The sequence below is a fragment of the Ktedonospora formicarum genome (assembly GCF_016587355.1).
GTDB classification, from domain to species: Bacteria; Chloroflexota; Ktedonobacteria; order Ktedonobacterales; family Ktedonobacteraceae; genus Ktedonobacter; species Ktedonobacter formicarum.
The window spans coordinates 1,710,356-1,727,229 of record NZ_BNJF01000001.1 but is presented as its reverse complement, the minus strand read 5'-3'; the positions used below and the strand labels follow the sequence as shown (position 1 = coordinate 1,727,229).

13 protein-coding genes are annotated in these 16,874 nt (G+C 50.1%); 3 read left to right on the top strand and 10 right to left on the bottom strand.

Annotated elements, in window-relative coordinates:
* Positions 1-51: 51 nt before the first annotated feature.
* The 5 genes from K3T82_RS07445 to K3T82_RS07425 all read right to left on the bottom strand — a co-directional run bounded on the left by K3T82_RS07445 (position 52) and on the right by K3T82_RS07425 (position 6,176).
* Positions 52-654 (bottom strand): lysophospholipid acyltransferase family protein, encoded by a 603-nt coding sequence (locus tag K3T82_RS07445; protein ID WP_220192850.1) that lies wholly within the window; start codon positions 652-654, stop codon positions 52-54.
* 89 nt (positions 655-743) lie between these two features.
* Complete coding sequence (locus K3T82_RS07440) at positions 744-1,742, bottom strand: D-2-hydroxyacid dehydrogenase (protein ID WP_220192849.1); 999 nt, start codon at positions 1,740-1,742, stop codon at positions 744-746.
* 172 nt (positions 1,743-1,914) lie between these two features.
* A complete protein-coding gene (locus tag K3T82_RS07435) occupies positions 1,915-2,745 on the bottom strand; it encodes an AAC(3) family N-acetyltransferase (protein ID WP_220195073.1) in 831 nt (276 codons plus the stop codon).
* A 233-nt stretch (positions 2,746-2,978) separates the two neighbouring features.
* Positions 2,979-4,097 (bottom strand): NADH:flavin oxidoreductase/NADH oxidase, encoded by a 1,119-nt coding sequence (locus K3T82_RS07430; RefSeq protein WP_220192848.1) that lies wholly within the window; start codon positions 4,095-4,097, stop codon positions 2,979-2,981.
* A 300-nt stretch (positions 4,098-4,397) separates the two neighbouring features.
* Positions 4,398-6,176, bottom strand: a complete 1,779-nt coding sequence (locus tag K3T82_RS07425) for a S53 family peptidase (protein WP_220192847.1) — start codon at positions 6,174-6,176, stop codon at positions 4,398-4,400.
* 412 nt (positions 6,177-6,588) lie between these two features.
* Here K3T82_RS07425 and K3T82_RS07420 point away from each other — a divergent pair, with 412 nt between their 5' ends.
* Positions 6,589-7,668, top strand: coding sequence for a phosphotransferase family protein (locus K3T82_RS07420; protein WP_220192846.1), 1,080 nt, complete (start codon positions 6,589-6,591; stop codon positions 7,666-7,668).
* 486 nt (positions 7,669-8,154) lie between these two features.
* Positions 8,155-9,819 carry a serine/threonine-protein kinase gene (locus tag K3T82_RS07415; protein ID WP_220192845.1) on the top strand — a complete coding sequence of 555 codons (1,665 nt, stop codon included), beginning with the start codon at positions 8,155-8,157 and terminating at the stop codon, positions 9,817-9,819.
* A gap of 220 nt (positions 9,820-10,039) precedes the next feature.
* On the opposite strand, the gene K3T82_RS07410 is transcribed toward K3T82_RS07415, so the two are convergent.
* The 5 genes from K3T82_RS07410 to pdhA form a co-directional block, all read right to left on the bottom strand.
* Positions 10,040-10,687, bottom strand: a complete 648-nt coding sequence (locus K3T82_RS07410; RefSeq protein ID WP_220192844.1) for a DUF4870 domain-containing protein — start codon at positions 10,685-10,687, stop codon at positions 10,040-10,042.
* A gap of 337 nt (positions 10,688-11,024) precedes the next feature.
* Entirely contained in the window at positions 11,025-11,462 is a 438-nt protein-coding gene (locus tag K3T82_RS07405; RefSeq protein ID WP_220192843.1) for a phage holin, LLH family, read from the bottom strand.
* Positions 11,463-11,616: 154 nt separating this feature from the next.
* A complete protein-coding gene (locus K3T82_RS07400; protein WP_220192842.1) occupies positions 11,617-12,888 on the bottom strand; it encodes a dihydrolipoamide acetyltransferase family protein in 1,272 nt (423 codons plus the stop codon).
* Positions 12,889-12,894: 6 nt separating this feature from the next.
* Positions 12,895-13,887: an alpha-ketoacid dehydrogenase subunit beta gene (locus tag K3T82_RS07395; RefSeq protein ID WP_220192841.1), complete on the bottom strand. Its 993-nt coding sequence runs from the start codon at positions 13,885-13,887 to the stop codon at positions 12,895-12,897.
* Positions 13,888-14,001: 114 nt separating this feature from the next.
* On the bottom strand, positions 14,002-15,057 hold the full coding sequence (gene pdhA, locus K3T82_RS07390) for a pyruvate dehydrogenase (acetyl-transferring) E1 component subunit alpha (RefSeq protein ID WP_220192840.1): 1,056 nt from the start codon (positions 15,055-15,057) through the stop codon (positions 14,002-14,004).
* Between the two features lie 523 nt (positions 15,058-15,580).
* Between pdhA and K3T82_RS07385 the strand changes: the two genes are divergently transcribed.
* Positions 15,581-16,840 (top strand): acyltransferase family protein, encoded by a 1,260-nt coding sequence (locus K3T82_RS07385; protein ID WP_220192839.1) that lies wholly within the window; start codon positions 15,581-15,583, stop codon positions 16,838-16,840.
* The last annotated feature ends 34 nt before the right edge of the window (positions 16,841-16,874 follow it).

The window sequence follows — 16,874 nt, the reverse complement described above, 5'->3', positions numbered from 1 at the left end:
GATGACGTCATCGCCTGGACCCACTTTGCTTGGGGAAATGGAGATGAGGGCTCATATTGTTGTTTGTTGTGGCTCCTGGGTAAGCCGCTCACTTAAGCGTTGCATTAGCAGCATCTGGGCCTGTTTGCGATCCTCACCATCGTGAGAACTACTCAGTGCAGGCCAGAAGTGGAGGGTAACGGATGGTCGGCGAAACAGGTAGGAGAGTTTCCAACGGAGAGGACCGCGATAGACAGCGGCGATGAGAGGGGCCTGCGCTCGTAACGCGATGGTCACTGCGCCTTGTTTCAACGCTGTGTCTTCATTTGTCCTGGTTCCGCTTGGGAAAATGCCGAGCACATCTCCATTTTCAAGTATCGCCAGCGAGTTTTTGAGCACACTGGGTCCCGGCTTCTGACGATCTACGGGAAAGGCATGAAGCGAGCGCAAGAACCATGCCACCAATGCCTGCTTGAAGAGTTCTTTCTTCGCCATATAGTGGATAGGCCGTGGCAGAGTAGCATAGGCCAGAAAGAGCACATCTAACCAGGAGGTATGATTGCAAGTGAGCACAACTCTGCCTTCGGATGGAACATGATCTTCCCCTGTGATGTGAATACGGAAAAAACAGGGCAGGATTAAACGGGCGATAAATGCAAGCAACCGGTAGACCATGTTCTCCCTCTCTCTTCGCATCATCCCATTGAAGTGCCATTTTCAGGGGGATGATGCGAAATACAATAGCCATAATTTAGCACGAAGTCCTAATAACCTCGTTGGGATTGGTAAACGTTGCGGAGTTCCTGACCTGCACGATAGCGGCGCAGATTATCGGCGAAGATTTCGGCCAGACGAGCCTCATAGTGATTTGTGGCACCCGAGATATGTGGCGTAAGGATGACATTAGGTAGGCTATAGAGCGGGCTATCCTTTGGTAGAGGCTCCGTAGCTGTGACGTCGAGCCCTGCCCCGGCTATCCAATCCTCTTGAAGCGCGCGAATCAACATTTCTTCATCGATGACTTTGCCGCGTGCGATGTTGACCAGGTAGGCGTGTGGGCGCATCGCACGCAACTCACGCTCACCAATCAGTTTTTCCGTCTTGTTTGTGAGAGGGACAGCGATGACCACATAATCGCTTTGCCCTAGGACCGTATGCATATTCTCCTGGGGGAAGAGTTGATCGGCATCGGGATCTTGCTCGCCATTGTGCACCGAGTGGCGAGTTGCCAGTACGCGCATGCCGAAGGCGTGCGCGACCTGCGCGATGCGACGCCCAATGTTGCCCATCCCAATAATGCCTAGCGTTTGCCCGGCGAGCTCACGTTCGCGAAACGGAATATGATATGTTTCCTCTACGTAGTCTGCAGTTTTGGGCGGCCAAATACGTTGCTTTTGCATGTCTAGCAGTTGCGGCCAGGAGCGGTTGAACATAATCATACTGCCAAAGACATACTCGCTAATATTGGTGATATGAACACCGGAGGCGGTAGTAACGATAACGCCGCTCTCTGGCTCAAGGATGCTGTTCCCTCGAAGGCTATCTAGACCCGCGGCTGGCGATTGAAGCCAGCGCAGGTTTGGCGCGAGTTCACGCCAGTTGTTAGGGAGGAAGCCACAGATAATCTCAGCGTCGCGAAGGCTACGATTAAAGGATTCTTTTTCTTCAATAACAGTAATATCTGCCTGGGCGGCATCACGAAGTTTTTCAAGTAAATACTCGCTAAAGCCAAAGCGACTAATGATATTGGGATGGGTTGCCATATATATTCTTGTATATCCTTTCTGTTGCTCCTTATCCAAAACCTGAGAGCAGTTGTTGCCGCGATCAGCGGTATAGGGTTTCGACTAAGACTTTAGTGGTGGAAGCAATCTTAGTGAGAGCATACAACGTCTATGGGGTGTAGAGCTAGAGGTTATACGAGATCATTTATGCTTATGCAAGCTGATCCTGAGAGCCTTTCTGACGCTGTCGTGTGAGCCATTGAACTCCGAAGTCGATGACAAGACGTTGATTGAAGAGCCGCGCGTCAGCCGAGCCCACCTTTCCCATTAAGAACTTATTCTGTTGCTCAAACTCTGTTCCTAATATGGGAAAAATATCGGAATCAAGATCAATATCTTTAAGTTGTTTCCATACACGTTGACCATGCTCAAAGATAGGCGCGGATTGTGTGATCTCGGTGCTGCCCGGAGCGCGATATTCAGCAAGGTGTAGCGAGGTACATCGATCATACCCAACGCCGAGCAGTAGTATATAACCATCCAGATCGTAGATGCGTGCTAGGGGTGAATTTTCGCCCAGGGCATAATTTAAGCTGTGTTTGGCGGTGATAAATTCGGCATGCCGACCCCAGGCAGCCAGGGAGACAAGAGGATGGTCGCTACGCAGGACACCAGGAAAGTTACGAAACGTTTCCACAATGGCTCCCATACCCAGTGTAGGGGTTGTTTGTGGATCATATGCAGGCATGGTCTCCTGAATAAGAGGCCACCATTCACGGGGTACAGGAGGATTTTGCCAGTATGTAGGATCGGAGAGTCCTCCACTCTGGGTCGGGGCGACCAGTGTTCCTTCGTTGGTGAGCACATCCATGAGTGCCTGCACAACCGCGACTGGTCCGCCAGAAACCCATCCCAGTGAACTCAGCGATGAATGAACAATCAGCGTCATTCCAGCCTCGACACCAAGCTGTCGGAGATCACGTGTCAGGCTCTCACGTGTACGTGGTTCTGGCGTGCGTGCAATAAGCTCTTCCTGACTCATCATATTTCCTTCTTCTCAAAGAATATGGTATCTGTCTGCCTATTATAGCCATTTATTCCACAATTAGCACAGTTGGGGTTGGTGTTGCACCATCTTGTTCGTAGAGTTAGAACCTTCCTCGAATGGATTGCAGGCTTCCTTATCTTACAACTTGCATTACAAATAGTAGGTAGGATATGAAGCAGAGATGACGCGATAGCATAATAGCTGCGTCATCTCTGCTCGTAAGGATGCTACTTGAGCGGTAGTTTGGCCCGCTCATATTGGCGAGCCCAGGCAATGTCATAGCCTAGTTCGTGCGCTGCTCGAAGGGGCCAGTGGGGGTCTCGTAAAAATTCGCGTGCCAGGGCAATGATATCCGCCTGTCCACTCTGGACGATGGTATTGGCCTGCTGGGCCTCGGTAATGAGTCCTACGGCGGCGGTTGGTATATCTGCCTCGCGGCGAATCCGCTCTGCGAAGGGTACCTGGTAACCAGGTTTAAGAGGTATCTGTGCCAATGCATTGCCGCCCGAAGAGGCATGAACTACATCAACTCCATGCTCCTTGAGTGCTCGCGAGATTTCAACTGTTTCATCAATGGTTACTCCTCCTTCTGTCCAATCGCTCGCAGAGAGACGAACAAAGAGTGGGAGATGCGTGGGCCAGACCTGGCGAACTGCATCTGTAACCTCAAGCAGGAAGCGCATGCGGTTGGCGAGTGAGCCGCCATACTGATCCTCGCGTTTATTGGAGAGTGGCGAGATAAATTCATGGAGCAGATAGCCATGAGCTGCGTGAAGCTCAGCGATCTCGAAACCAGCCTGAAGCGCTCGTTCGGCTCCAACCTTAAAGCTGGTGATGATTTCTTGTATCTCTTCATGGGTCAAGGTCTGGGGAAGTGGGTAGTTATCGGAGAAACGGAGCGTACTAGGCCCAACGGTCTGCCAGCGCCCATCCTCAACTGCTACTTCACCGCTCCCGCTCCATGGCCTATAGGTCGAGGCCTTTCGTCCAGCATGGGCTAATTGGATTGCCGGCGAGGCCCCTTGCTCTTTGAGAAAGCGTGTGATGCGAGCCAGTTGCGGGATATGTTCATCGCGATAGATTCCCAGATCTTGTGGAGAGATACGACCACGCGCCTCGACTGCTGTCGCTTCGGTCATGACAATAGCGGCTCCGCCAATCGCGAAGTTGCCCAGGTGGACAAGATGCCAGTCATTCGCGAAGCCATCTTCGGAAGAATACTGACACATGGGTGCGACCATCACACGGTTGCGTAGTGTTAAGCCTCGCAGGGTAATGGGTTGAAAGAGAGGGGGAGGTGTGGTTGAGGTAAGCGCAAGAGAAAGCGATTCGGAAGTGGTAGACATATGAGAAAGGATACCTCCAGATTGTTGTTCAACAAAAGATATGAAGTTAGACCTAGGTGAGCTAGCTATTTAGCAGTGAAAACAGTATGTAGAGGTGTCTTATTCCGCGAGCATGTTTACCTCACTCTGTTCAGATGCAGAAGCCCTCGCTCCTGAGAATAGGGAAGCGAGGGCTTCTGCATTAGTTGAGGAGATGTGCTTATTCATTTTTTCTAGCAGGGTTTATAAGACTTGCGCCCTGCATATGTAGGCACTGAGCTTCAGTCTAGGGTACATGGCTCCGTCTACCTGCCTCCGTTATTAGGTAGTGGTTCCAGTGTCGCCGTCACCATTACCATCGCCGTTGTTGGTAGCGGCCAGATCTTGCGCGATATTCCAGGCATTGGGTGTTCCAAGCCCGCTTGCTAGATCATAGCCTTGTGTCGCTTGGTAATGCAGGTTATCACCTGTTGTGACGTCGTGGAAAGGTGCCGCAGTCTGTTGCTTGGTGAAGAGATTGTAGAGTTGCGTGTGCGCGTTTCCCAATGTAGGCTGGTTTTGCTCCTTTAAGTGTTGGTTTATCAGAGTCGCGATCCCGGCCCAAAGTGGAGCCGCCGCACTGGTGCCACCAACTGTTCCCCATCTACCAGTCGCGAAGACAGAGTACCCTGTTTGGGGATCAGCATCAGCCGAAACGTCAGGGACTGTACGATTAGCATTATCCTGGACCCCGTCCTGGTAAGTGGGACGACTAAAGTGAGAGCTAATACCACCGCCCCCACCTACACCATTGGGACCGCGATCCGTAGTGGTTGGGTCACTCCAGACTGACTCTTCTTGATAGGTGCCATTGGTGCTAAGTTGAAGCCTGGTGCCTCCAACGCCAACGACATTGGGATCACTGGCTGGCGAATCGACAGCGAGCTGGTTATCACCACAGTCGTATGCGCCCGCGTCGCCAGAAGCTGCGAAGAAGGCCTGCCCCTGTGAGGCTCCTTGCTTAAAGATATTGTTCAGACTATCAAGCATCGCATCTCCTGAGCTCTGCTCACAGAGTCCCCAGCTGATGCTTACCACTTTGGCCGCATTATCTGTAACAATCTTGTTGTAGGTATCGATGACGCCTGTATCGCTGTTTGGGCCAATGTATACCTTCTGGTTCGCTCCTGGCGCGATGGCGGAAACAACCTCCATATCAAGCTCTACTTCAACCGCGCCGCTGCCAGGGGTATTGGTCGCACCATCGACTAGCACGTTCGAATATTTGGGAGCACCCAGGTCATACTGCTGTAAGTACGTATCGATGTTCGATGGAGTATATCCATCAAGTTCGAAGAGTGCAACTGTCTGACCTGTCCCATCATTTCCAGCTTGCAGTAGCGGTGTCACATTGTAAGCTGTACGCAACTCGGTGGGCGTATAGCCGCCCTGAGGTCCCTGGTGACGTTGCCTTGTGTTGCCCGGAAGAGCTGTAAGCTGGGGTTGATAGCGTGCTGCATTCGTAAGTCCCGATATATGCAGAATCATGTTTGCCATATCAGCCGGAACCGACGGCTCGTTGGTAGGCGCGTAGGCGATATGTCCATCGAGATTATAATCGGAGATAGAGACATTAAAGACTCTTTCGACATTCTCCATCGTGCCACTCACATTGATGAGCTGGTTGTTAGAGGAGATGCCTGTTACGCGTAGCCCATTCGCCCGTACATAGGCCGTAACGCGTTGTACCTCTTGCCGTGTGGGGGAGAAGCGCTGGGCAAACTCCTGTGATGTTAGATAGTGATGGTAGAGCGGAGAGTGTGGATTATTCTGTGCCGCGAGGAGCGCGTCCAATTCAGACGAATTACGCAGGTTGAGCGAGATTGCCAGATTCAATGTCTGTTGCCCATTGGATGCATGCATTGGCTTATACTTTTTGAGTAAGGGGGCCATATGCCCAGACAGTTTAGTACGCTGCCCTAGCTCATGTCCATGATTTGGGCCGTTTGCGGATGCCGCGAGGTGACTCCCAAGAACCTGGGCGGCTATTATCGCTGCTACTAGCAGTAGCAGAGCGATGAGCGCCAGAGGGAAGGACCATTTGCGTGTGGAAAGCTTCATGTTAGCTCCTTCTCATACGATGCTTATCTCTTACAAGTACAATCAGCTTGAGGCTTGCCGCATCAGAAGGTGATACCTCTCAGGCTGTATATACTCATGCCGGTGAAAGGGATCGCGTTTAAGCCAAGCTTAGCGTGATTGGCGATATTCTTCACGCATTTTGAATAAACGTATAGAAAAGTACCACTATCGGTTGAGAAATATTCACTATAATTGAGTGGTAAATAGTGTATATGTACTATAGAAGAGGCGAAGGATTGCAATTATGGGAATAGATTGATCTCATAAAGCGTTGATGCCGAACTGTGATATTCTATAGCAGAAGATAGCCCTTAAAGAGTACCAGTAGCAGTGACATACAGGTAGTGTTACTGTTTGTACGCTGTTGTACAGGACGTTACAGGGAGGTTGCGTGACTAAAAATAACGAGACGATTGCAGTGCGCGTAGGCGAAGCTTTTGACGCGCATAAGGTAGAGCACTATTTGCGTGCGCAGATAGAGGAGTTGGCTATCCAGCCAGTAGATACGATGGAGATTCGTCAGTTCCCATCTGGTGCATCTAACCTCACTTACCTGATTAAAATCGGGACCTGGGAAGGGGTATTACGGCGACCGCCTCTAGGTCCGGTAGCTCCCAAAGCGCATGATATGGGCCGTGAAGCAAGCCTACTGGGGCAGATACACGATACCTTTTCGTTGGCACCAAGACCGTACTGTCTATGCACTGACACTTCCATCATTGGAGCCCCTTTCTATGTGATGGAACGACGACGCGGTGTGATCCTCAATGAATCCTTTCCTGAAGGGGTCAAGCCAGATGAAGAACTCTGTCGGCGTATCTCTCGCGCGATGGTTGAAACACTAGTGAGTATCCATGCGCTTGACTGGCGAGCTGCTAGTCTGGAGCATTTTGGTCACCCCGAGGGCTTTCTTGCTCGCCAGGTCGAAGGTTGGATTGGGCGCTATCAGCGCGCGAAAACCGATGATATACCCGGGCTTGAGTCGCTGTTGCTGTGGTTAAGCTCTCATGTTCCCTCACATACTGCCGCGAGTCTCATCCACAATGACTTTAAACTCAACAATGTTTTGCTAGATGTGGATAACCTGGCGCATCCGGTAGCTGTCCTAGACTGGGAGATGGCGACCATTGGTGACCCTCTCTTTGACCTGGCGATAACCCTGAGTTACTGGGTACGTCCCACAGATGCACCAGAGTTGCGTGCGATGCTGCCCACCGTCACGACGTCGCCCGGTTTCTATGAACAGTCCGAGTTTATGGAGTTATATGCACGCCGGAGTGGGCGGGATCTGGAGCATATGCATTTCTATATGACGTTCGCGTACTTCAAGCTGGCTGTGATTTTGCAGCAAATCTATGTGCGCTGGAAGCGTGGGCAGACAAGTGATGTACGCTTTCAGAGTTTTGGCGAGCGCGCGTGTCAGCTCATTCAGCACGCGTATGTGCTCTCTCAACGAAGCTCCCTCGGCTAAAGAGGCAACTGATAGGTGCATTGCTTTGAGATAAGATTGGCTGCTCAAAGAAGGAACACGATAGGGTAAGGCCCTCTACAAAATCCCCCGGTCCCTTGCCCTGCCGTGCCCTTACCAGAGAAAACGAGGGTGTGATGCTTTTTCGTAGATGGGCTTTTGTTCCCAAGTAGAATAGTAGGGCTGTAAATTTATATCTCGATTACGCGAATTCCATGATATTCTTTAAGATGCAAATTGCTATAATAGAAGCATAATGGTGAGGTTTTTTGTAGGCATAAAGGAAAGTGAAAGTGCCGTAGCAGCCCTTAAGTGCATGTCTGCTTTAGCAATATTTCTGTGGCGCTAGAAAAGCAATTATTAAAAAAATTTAGCCTATAGCTAAAATTAGTGATAAAAGCTCTTTTCTTGATGACTGATTTGTAGTACTCTACTAATGGGGGGAAGCATGTACTTTTTTGAGACACCGTAGATTTAGGAGCAGGTGTTATGGTGAACGCTGACAAGCACGAAATCTCATTTTCCTTCGAGCAGCCTGAAAACACACGTGTTCCTTTGCTGAATCTTTTGCAGCAGGCGAGACAGCAAGGATATACGTTAAGTGGGATGGGGCCTCGAATGCACACCGCTCAGCAGGTTTTAATTATTGATCCCAATGAAAGCCGCTCTCGCTACATCAAGCATTTGCTCGCGACAAATGGGTATCAATCCGTGGTGACAACGTCCGCTCTAGATGCATTTACGCTGGTACTGCGAGGAACGTTACAGCCGTTTGCCGTTGTAATTGGGCATGAGGAAGGAAATGACCGCTTCTTTCTTCAGCGCTTACTTACACAATCCAAGCAGCGCTATAACATGGATGTCACAATGATTCGCCTGCTATCTCAGCCGCGCAATGTTGTTGCCGGACAACCACCATTAAATTGGCAGGAATCTATGCAACCAGGACAGGGACCGCAATCCGTAAATCTGTCTAACTCCTCGTCAAATTATACGCCCGCACCGCCTAATGCCTTTAATACTGTGAATGATCCTTATATCTCTCCTACGACTTCCACATGGGGCCGAACGCCACATACTGCACCTAGTAGAAGCAGTAATCAGACGCCCTCGGAAATTGATATGCAGGTGTATGGTTCATTTCAGTCAACACAATCGAGACAAACAGCACAGGAAACACCCTCAACTGACCAGTTATCTCGCCTTCCTCAGAAGGAGTTTCCCTCATCGCCTTCACAGCAGATGCCACCTCGACCATCCAACCCTATGAATGGATCGGCATATGCTTTGACGAGAGCGGTGGAAATGCGACTTCCTTCGATTGAAGGGCAGGAGCTAGGGCGTTATCGTGTTGGGGCACCAATCAGTAAGAATGTGTATCGAACGTATGATCGCCTTCGTGAGAATGATATTGGGCTTAAAGCATATCCTACCGAGAGCTATTCTCCTGGCGATGAGACGATGATGCAGCAGGATAACATTTTTCAGTTGGAGGCTCAACTGTTAGGGTCGGCCAAGCATCCTCATATTTTGCCGGTGTTGAATACGGGAAACTCATATATCAGTGGAGTGCCATTTGTCTTTAAAACGATGCCACTTTGTGAGAGCTCGCTTGCGGATTGGCTGTGGGAGCATGGCGGGAATAAGGTCTTTGGGCCACGCGATGTCTTCCCGATCCTGATGCAATTATCTGAGGCTTTGCAGTTCGCGCATGAGAATCGGGTGCTCTACCAAAATTTTAAGTTCTCGAATATCTTGATCCAGGGATCGGGGAAGAATCTAGGTGAACTGCATTTGATGCTGGCTGATTTCGCGGCGGTATCGAAGGGATTGTTCTTTATGCCAACCCAGGAATCACATCCCTATGTAGCTCCTGAGCGGTGGGCAGGTCGGGTGCTACCCGCCTCGGATCAGTATGGATTGGCAGCTATGATGTATGAGCTTCTGGCTGGTCGTCCCCCTTTCCAGAAAGCGACAGAACAAACTATGAGGCATATGCATACCAGCATGCCTCCACAGCCGCCAAGTACCTATAATCCTTCGCTCCCAACGTCTGTCAATATGGTGTTGCTGAAAGCCCTGGCAAAGAGACCTGAGGATCGTTTTGCTTCGACCCTTCTTTTCGCTGAAGCCTTTCGCAATTACTGTATTTAATATTATTGATGCTTTGCGCTGGACAAACGTCAATATGAAGCATCTGTAACTTCCAGAGCATTGTGTATTTTGACTTTTAAATAAGAGTAGGCGGAGTCCAACATGGACTTCGCCACTTTTGATATTGGCATGGATAATCTGCTCCAGGAGGCTATGCTTAGCTTTATCCGTATCGCCTTTTATATGAGTCGAGGCACAATCTGCTCATGTATCTAAGATGTTATTGTCCCTTCTTACCCTGTAAGCGCTCGGCATAGTTCCCTAGAATGGGGAGCTTGAACTTAACGCCGCGTGATGCCTGAATCATGAGGAAGACCCAGACCACCGCCAGAGCTATGAAGATGACATTAAAGACGCACCCAAAGAGCCCGATAAGAAAACCAATAAAGGCTATTTTGGAGAGTAGGAAGAGCACAATTGCCAACACAAGCACACTTAGCGAAAAGAGTGTGGATTGGGCCGCTGAAAAGCGCACAAAGCGGTTCTTGCGTTCGCGAATGAAGAAATAGATACCGCTTAATGGGCCAAGCGCGTAACTCCAGACAGCAGCCCTGCGCGCGCTCATTCCTGTGGATGTTTGATCATAGGCTTGTTGACGCTCAACCGCGCTGCGTGGCGGTTGGTAAGAGTATTGTTGCTGCTGTTGTTGTTGGTCAGCATAACTCTGCTGCTGTTGTTGCTGCCCACCGCTTGTTTGTTGCTGCGATCCGCTTGTGGCGGAGGCGGGTTCATTGACTGTTGACGCCCCATAGGGGTCATCAGGATTATATTGTGGCTGGGATTGTGAAGATTGCGTATTGCCACTATAGCCGCTATAGCCACCGTATTGATTGCTTTGATTTGGGTCCTGGTTTGCTGATGTGCCCATAATGCCTTCCTCTTCTTGTGAGTAAATCCTTCTTCGAAAACCCTGAGTGCGTCAGCGCTCGCCATGCCGAAGACATTGGCTTTCGTAGAAACCCTAACAGGGCTTGTACATCTTGTACTACGCTAAAATAACAAAAAGGTTAGAATGCCAGCTCGTTTCCTATGATTATCTCTGTTGATTTAGTTTCTATATGCCTCGGTGGGACGATATGAGAGATGCTCCCAGTATACCAGGATTGTAGAGTATGGTCATAGATGTAGGGGTGCGGATCTATAAATGCTGTATATGGTTCTGGTAGCGGAGTGCTACCAGAGCGATGTGGAGAGTGGGTATGTGCTCAGGCGTGTGTATATATTGGCTGGTAGGTGGGCATCGGGGTCGGATAATAATAGGTTGGATAGTATGGGGTTGGTGCGTAGGGAGTTGATGTGTTGGTTGTATTTTGTGGTGCCATTTTGTCCTGTTTCATGGCATAGACGGCAGCTTCGATCATGATCGCGATGGTGTCGGGCGAAACCTTTAAACCAAGGTCGCGTAACGTGCGTTGTACCAGCAGTATTGCTGCCTGTTTCTTATCAGCGTTCTCCATCGCGCTATTTGTAGCTTGCTCAATGGCAGTCACAACCGTACGTACTACCTGCTCAACGAGTGTGCGTCGTTGCTCAGGTAGATGCTGAACCAGATTTTTGTAGAGTACGCCTGATAAGGAGATGAGCAGGGGTAAAACGATGGTTACTATTGTCGGCAAGAGTTGCATTAAATCTGCACGAGTCATAGGTACTATCTCCTGTGGGTGAAGAAACATCGTCTATTTTATAAACGCACATAGAACACTATTTTAGTGGATACTATTGTGCATAAAGAAAGGAGTAGGTACGGCAAATTTTTACCGTACCTACTCCTCATAATTCTTGTGAGTAGAATCTCTGCTAACCAAGCAAGGCGTAAGGATTCTCCAGCAGCCTCTTAACTTCCTGGAGGAAGCGTGCGACGGTCGCGCCATAGAGGATGCGGTGATCAGCGGAGAGCGTCAATGGCATGATATCGCGTATAACAGGTTGCCCATCGACCGGTACAAAGGTCTTGCGCGTGGAGGCGACAGCGAGAATAGCGGCCTCGGGCGGATTGATGATTGCGTTGAAGCCAGTGACATCCATCATGCCCAGGTTGGAGATCGAGAAAGTTCCACCGCTCAAATCCGACACTGAAAGCTTGTTGTTACGTGCTTTCTGGATCAGTTCGCGGGTCTCCCTGGCGATAGTGCGCACGCCTTTAACATTGACGTCCTTAACTACTGGCACCACAAGGGCATTCGGCACATCGACAGCCACACCAATATTGACGTGTTTGTGGCGAATGAACTGACCATCGCGGTAGGAGCTATTAACATCGGGGAACTTCTCCAATGCCAGAGCACATGCCTTGACGATCAAATCGTTAACACTGACCTTTATACCTTCGTCGCCAGCGGCACCATTGAGGACCTGGCGCAAAGCCAGGGCATCGGTCATGTCAATCTCATTGCTGACATAGAAGTGCGGCACTGTTTGCTTAGATTCAAGCAGACGGTTGGCAATCTTCTTCTGTACCGAAGAGATCTTGATGACTTCAGAATCCTCTGGAATGGAAGCCTGAGAAGCGGCGGGCACTTGAACCTGAGGTGCAGGTTGGGCAGGCTGTGCAGGAGCGACTGTGCGCTGCTGTTCCAGATAATCTTCCAGGTCATCGCGAACAATGCGTCCACCTGGGCCTGTTCCTTTAATCCGCGCCAGATCGATACTATGCTCCTCGGCAATGCGGCGCGCCAGAGGCGAAGCCTTGAGACGACCCTCACTTGGAGCAGCCTCCACAAAAGTTGGAGCCGAGACTGCGGGGGCGGCAGATTGGCTGATCGCTTGTGTTGTCGTGCCGTTAGTACTTGCCGAGCTAGCCTGGGCGCTGGCTACAGGGGTCTGTTTCGCGCCTGAGCCGTCGCCAATGATAGCGATAGCCTGGCCGATAGGAGCAGCCTCACCCTCCTGGGTCAAAATCTGTTCAAGGACTCCTGAGTCGTAGGCCTCAATCTCCATATTCGCCTTATCGGTTTCTACCTCGGCGATGATATCGCCCCGTTTTACCTCATCGCCCGGCTTCTTAAGCCAGCGCGTAATGGTTCCTTCCTGCATGGTATCGCTAAGTCGGGGCATGCTTACTTCGGGCATTGTATGTTATCTCCTTTTGCGGCGAGGTGCGATATCGTTGATGGCCTCAATCAACTGTTTCGCTCCTGTGAGCGCGGCGAGTTCGAGTGGTTTTGAGTAAGGAAGGGGAACCTCAACACTAGCTACACGTTTGATAGGAGCGTCGAGATAATCGAACGCCTCTTCCTGGAGTGTAGCCGCGATTTCGGCACCAACGCCATATGAGCGCCAATCTTCCTCAAAAATAATAGCACGATTGGTCTTCTGAACAGATTTGACGATGGTGTCGCGATCCAGCGGTCGCAGAGAGCGCAGATCAACGACTTCAACGCTTAAGCCGCTCTCCTGTTCCAGACGATTAGCAACCTCAATGGCAATGGAAGCCATGCGTGAGTAGCTGATCACTGTCAGGTCACGGCCTTCGCGGGCAACGCGAGCCTTTCCAATGGGAATAGTGTAATCATCTTCTGGAACATCGCCCTTGGTATTATAGAGTGCCAGATTCTCCAGGAAGAGCACCGGGTTGTTGTCACGAATAGAGGCGCGGAGCAGACCACGCGCGTCCTCAGGGGTTGAGGGAGCAACAACTTTGAGTCCCGGCACATGGGAGAACCAAACCTCAAGATTTTGCGAGTGAGTCGCGGAGAGCTGCTGTCCGCCGCCGCCTGGGGTACGAATAACCATGGGAACAGGTGTCTGTCCACCGAACATATAATGAATCTTTGCCGCGTGATTAACAATCTCGTCAATTGCCAGCATGATGAAGTTGATAGTCATGATCTCCACGACTGGGCGCAGACCAAGCATTGCTGCTCCCACCGCCATACCAACGAAGCCATTCTCCGCGATAGGCGTATCAACTACGCGTTTGGGGCCAAACTCTTTGAGGAGGCCCGCGGTAATCTTGTAGGAGCCCTCAAAGACGCCGATTTCTTCGCCAAGCAGGAAGACATCCTGATCGCGCAACATTTCGTCGCGCAAGGTGTCGTGGAGTGCCTGCCGAAATGTCATTTCTGCCATGAATACAATCCCTTCCCTAAACCTTACTCTTGATGCGAAAACCTGAGTACGCAGTGCCCCAACATGGGGATCAGCGCTCGCCATGTTGAAAGGTCCCTGGTTTTCTTAGAAACCCTAGTGAGTTGCTGTGTCTTCAGCGTAGATATAATCGTACAGCGTATCTAGCGAGGGGAAAGGACTGGCTTCTGCGAAGTCAACGGCCTCAACGACCTCCCGCTCGACCTGCTCGGCGACCTCGTTGATTTTGGCGTCATCAAGGATGCCAGCAGCCTTGAGCTGTTCAGTGTATTTGCTAATAGGATCAAACGTTTCTCGCGAGCGCTGAACCTCATCCCTATCGCGGTAACGGTCAGGATCAACCACCGAGTGCCCTCGGAAGCGATAACTCACCGCCTCAATAATGCTAGGCTCACTCTTCTCACGGGCTAACTTGGCGGCTGAAAGCATTGCGTCACGAACAGCGAGCACATCGGTGCCATCGACACGCACACTGTTTATATCAAATGCGCAGCCCTTGCGGTAAAGCTCAGCAACTGCTGAACCTGCTTCTACGCGTGTTCCCATGCCATACTGGTTATTAACGATAAAGAAGATAACAGGTAGTTTGTAAATCTTTGCCATATTGAGTGATTCATAGAATGGACCACCATTGGTTGCCCCATCACCCATCTGGCAAGCAACAACCCCCTTGCCATCGCGATATTTGATGGCATACGCGGCTCCAACCGCGAGGGGAACCTGTCCGCCAACGATACCATAGCCTCCCATAAAGTGGCGTGTGACATCGAAGAGATGCATAGAGCCACCGCGGCCCTTGGTAATACCCGTAGCTTTTCCAAATAACTCGGCCATGACCGCGTTGCTAGGAATACCACGGCTGAGTGCGTATCCGTGCTCACGATAGTTGGCGTAGATATAATCTTCTGGTTGCAATCCGTGGCAGAAGCCAACAACCGTGGCTTCCTCTCCGAGATTAAGATGACAATAGCCGCCGATACGGGCTTTGTTATACATCTCACCCGATTTCTCTTCAAAGCGGCGGATGAGTACCATCTCATAGTAGTACTTGAGAAGCGTACTCTTATCTTCATTCGCCAATGCTGCGGTGTCTGGCATCCGGCTAGTATTGATCTCGGAAGCCTTTGACCGCTTTTTTTGTTCCGTGTTCATGACGGCTCCTGGTTTCTTTTTTTAACATGATTGTAATGTGGGAGGCGTTCTATTTCAAACAGCCAGACAGATAGCGCTAATATGCGACTCCGTGGAAATTAGTGAGTGCGCCACCTGTGGTTCTTCTAGGATGTATGCTCGATGTTCTACCGGTTACGCCTCCATGCCTACTGGTTGTAATGCATCTATCCGATGATGGTCCAAGGATTATTATACAAAAGATAGGGATGGTTATGTCTATACATAGGGCTATCAATTGTGGTTTTTTGGTGTAAGAGAGATGAATGCGTGTCCTATTCATGTCTGCTGAGCTTTCCTGCCCCTTCTACCCCCTCTCTGCACATCGTGTTCGCCTACATCAAGAGGCTTAAGAAAGTACTATGGTACACTTGAGTTCTCCGGTTGACTATTTTTTGTGTCACTCTATACATTGTGCCTACTGTATTAAATAGTGTTTTTAAAGAAATCATCGCGCGATGATGAACATTATTGGATTGACGAAGAAGTTAGGGAGGAACAAACTATGGCTTCTATGGCTGAAAGTCAGCCTAGCACGCCATCCAGACCATCCATCGTAGTTCTGGATGGCGTGCGAGCAATAGCTTGCTTACTGGTGATTATTTACCATGTGAACTATCATACCTTCAAGGCTCATATCTGGCACGGTAATACCATTGGATCGATAGGGACAGCATTGGCCCTTTCTGGCTGGTCTGGCGTGACCCTTTTCTTTGTTCTCTCAGGCTTTTTGTTGTTTCTGCCATATGCGCAGGCGCTGCTTTTTGATAAGAAGTGGCCCGAGCCTGGTAAGTTCTACTTGAAGCGCATGTGTCGGATCTTGCCAGGATATTATGCCTCTCTCATACTCTTGATTGTGCTGGCATATCCAGAATATCTCCGCCCGGAGCGCTGGCGTGACACGGGCCTCTTTCTGAGTTTTTTGATGGATATGTCCCCTCAGACTTATCAGCATATCAATGGTCCTTATTGGACCCTGGCGGTAGAGTGGCAGTTTTATATGTGCCTGCCTTTGTTGGCCTTTGGTCTTTATTGGCTGTGTAAGCGTTTTCAGACGCAATGGCGTTGCTGGATTGTGCTAGGTGGGCTGGCGGTGCTGATTGGGTGGGGGCTTTTCACTCGTTATTGTGGAGCATACTTTTCCACTCATACACAGGAAAGCGTACTTGTTCCGCGCCAGTTTCTCAATGTTTTGCTGGCTATATTTTATGGGCAGAGTGGCAAATATCTAGAAGACTTCGCGGTTGGTATGTTCTTGTGCCTTATTTATGCCTATACCTCGCAGGCAGATGCCTCACGCCGCTTGAGCCAGTGGCTTCAGCGTTTGACTCCCATGCTTTTTCTCCTGGGGCTGGGCTGGCTATTTGGTATGGCGACTATTACCACTGAAATCCCTTTGCTCAGGCCGTGGTTGGGCGCAGGAGGCTGGCTGACTGAACTCGGATATGCGCTTGGTTTTGGTTTCTGCTTGCTTGCCCTCCTCTTTGGGAGTTTTGGTGTCAAGTCTTTCTTAGAGCAAAGGTATCTCTGCAAACTTGGCCAGGTTTCATATAGTTTATATATCTGGCATAATCCAATTTTGCAGTTGCTTGTGCCTTTAATTCTACCTTTGTCAGCTCTTCTAAACAATATCCTGGTATATGTGGTATTCTGGATATGTGCTGCTTTACTTGTCTTTCCGTGCGCATATCTCTTTTATCGCCTGATCGAGGTACCTGGTATACGTCTGGGATCCAGGTGGCGCCAGGGAAATGCTTTACGCTAAAGTCGTCGGAGTGGCTCTATCATAGATTGTTTTA

Excerpts from the sequence above, each read along its gene's own strand:
- K3T82_RS07405 (WP_220192843.1), bottom strand. The coding sequence starts at position 11,462 with ATGACTCGTGCAGATTTAATGCAACTCTTGCCGACAATAGTAACCATC.
- pdhA (WP_220192840.1), bottom strand. The coding sequence starts at position 15,057 with ATGAACACGGAACAAAAAAAGCGGTCAAAGGCTTCCGAGATCAATACT.
- K3T82_RS07425 (WP_220192847.1), bottom strand. The coding sequence starts at position 6,176 with ATGAAGCTTTCCACACGCAAATGGTCCTTCCCTCTGGCGCTCATCGCT.
- K3T82_RS07445 (WP_220192850.1), bottom strand. The coding sequence starts at position 654 with ATGGTCTACCGGTTGCTTGCATTTATCGCCCGTTTAATCCTGCCCTGT.
- K3T82_RS07415 (WP_220192845.1), top strand. The coding sequence starts at position 8,155 with ATGGTGAACGCTGACAAGCACGAAATCTCATTTTCCTTCGAGCAGCCT.
- K3T82_RS07440 (WP_220192849.1), bottom strand. The coding sequence starts at position 1,742 with ATGGCAACCCATCCCAATATCATTAGTCGCTTTGGCTTTAGCGAGTAT.
- K3T82_RS07400 (WP_220192842.1), bottom strand. The coding sequence starts at position 12,888 with ATGCCCGAAGTAAGCATGCCCCGACTTAGCGATACCATGCAGGAAGGA.
- K3T82_RS07435 (WP_220195073.1), bottom strand. The coding sequence starts at position 2,745 with ATGAGTCAGGAAGAGCTTATTGCACGCACGCCAGAACCACGTACACGT.
- K3T82_RS07385 (WP_220192839.1), top strand. The coding sequence starts at position 15,581 with ATGGCTTCTATGGCTGAAAGTCAGCCTAGCACGCCATCCAGACCATCC.
- K3T82_RS07395 (WP_220192841.1), bottom strand. The coding sequence starts at position 13,887 with ATGGCAGAAATGACATTTCGGCAGGCACTCCACGACACCTTGCGCGAC.
- K3T82_RS07430 (WP_220192848.1), bottom strand. The coding sequence starts at position 4,097 with ATGTCTACCACTTCCGAATCGCTTTCTCTTGCGCTTACCTCAACCACA.
- K3T82_RS07410 (WP_220192844.1), bottom strand. The coding sequence starts at position 10,687 with ATGGGCACATCAGCAAACCAGGACCCAAATCAAAGCAATCAATACGGT.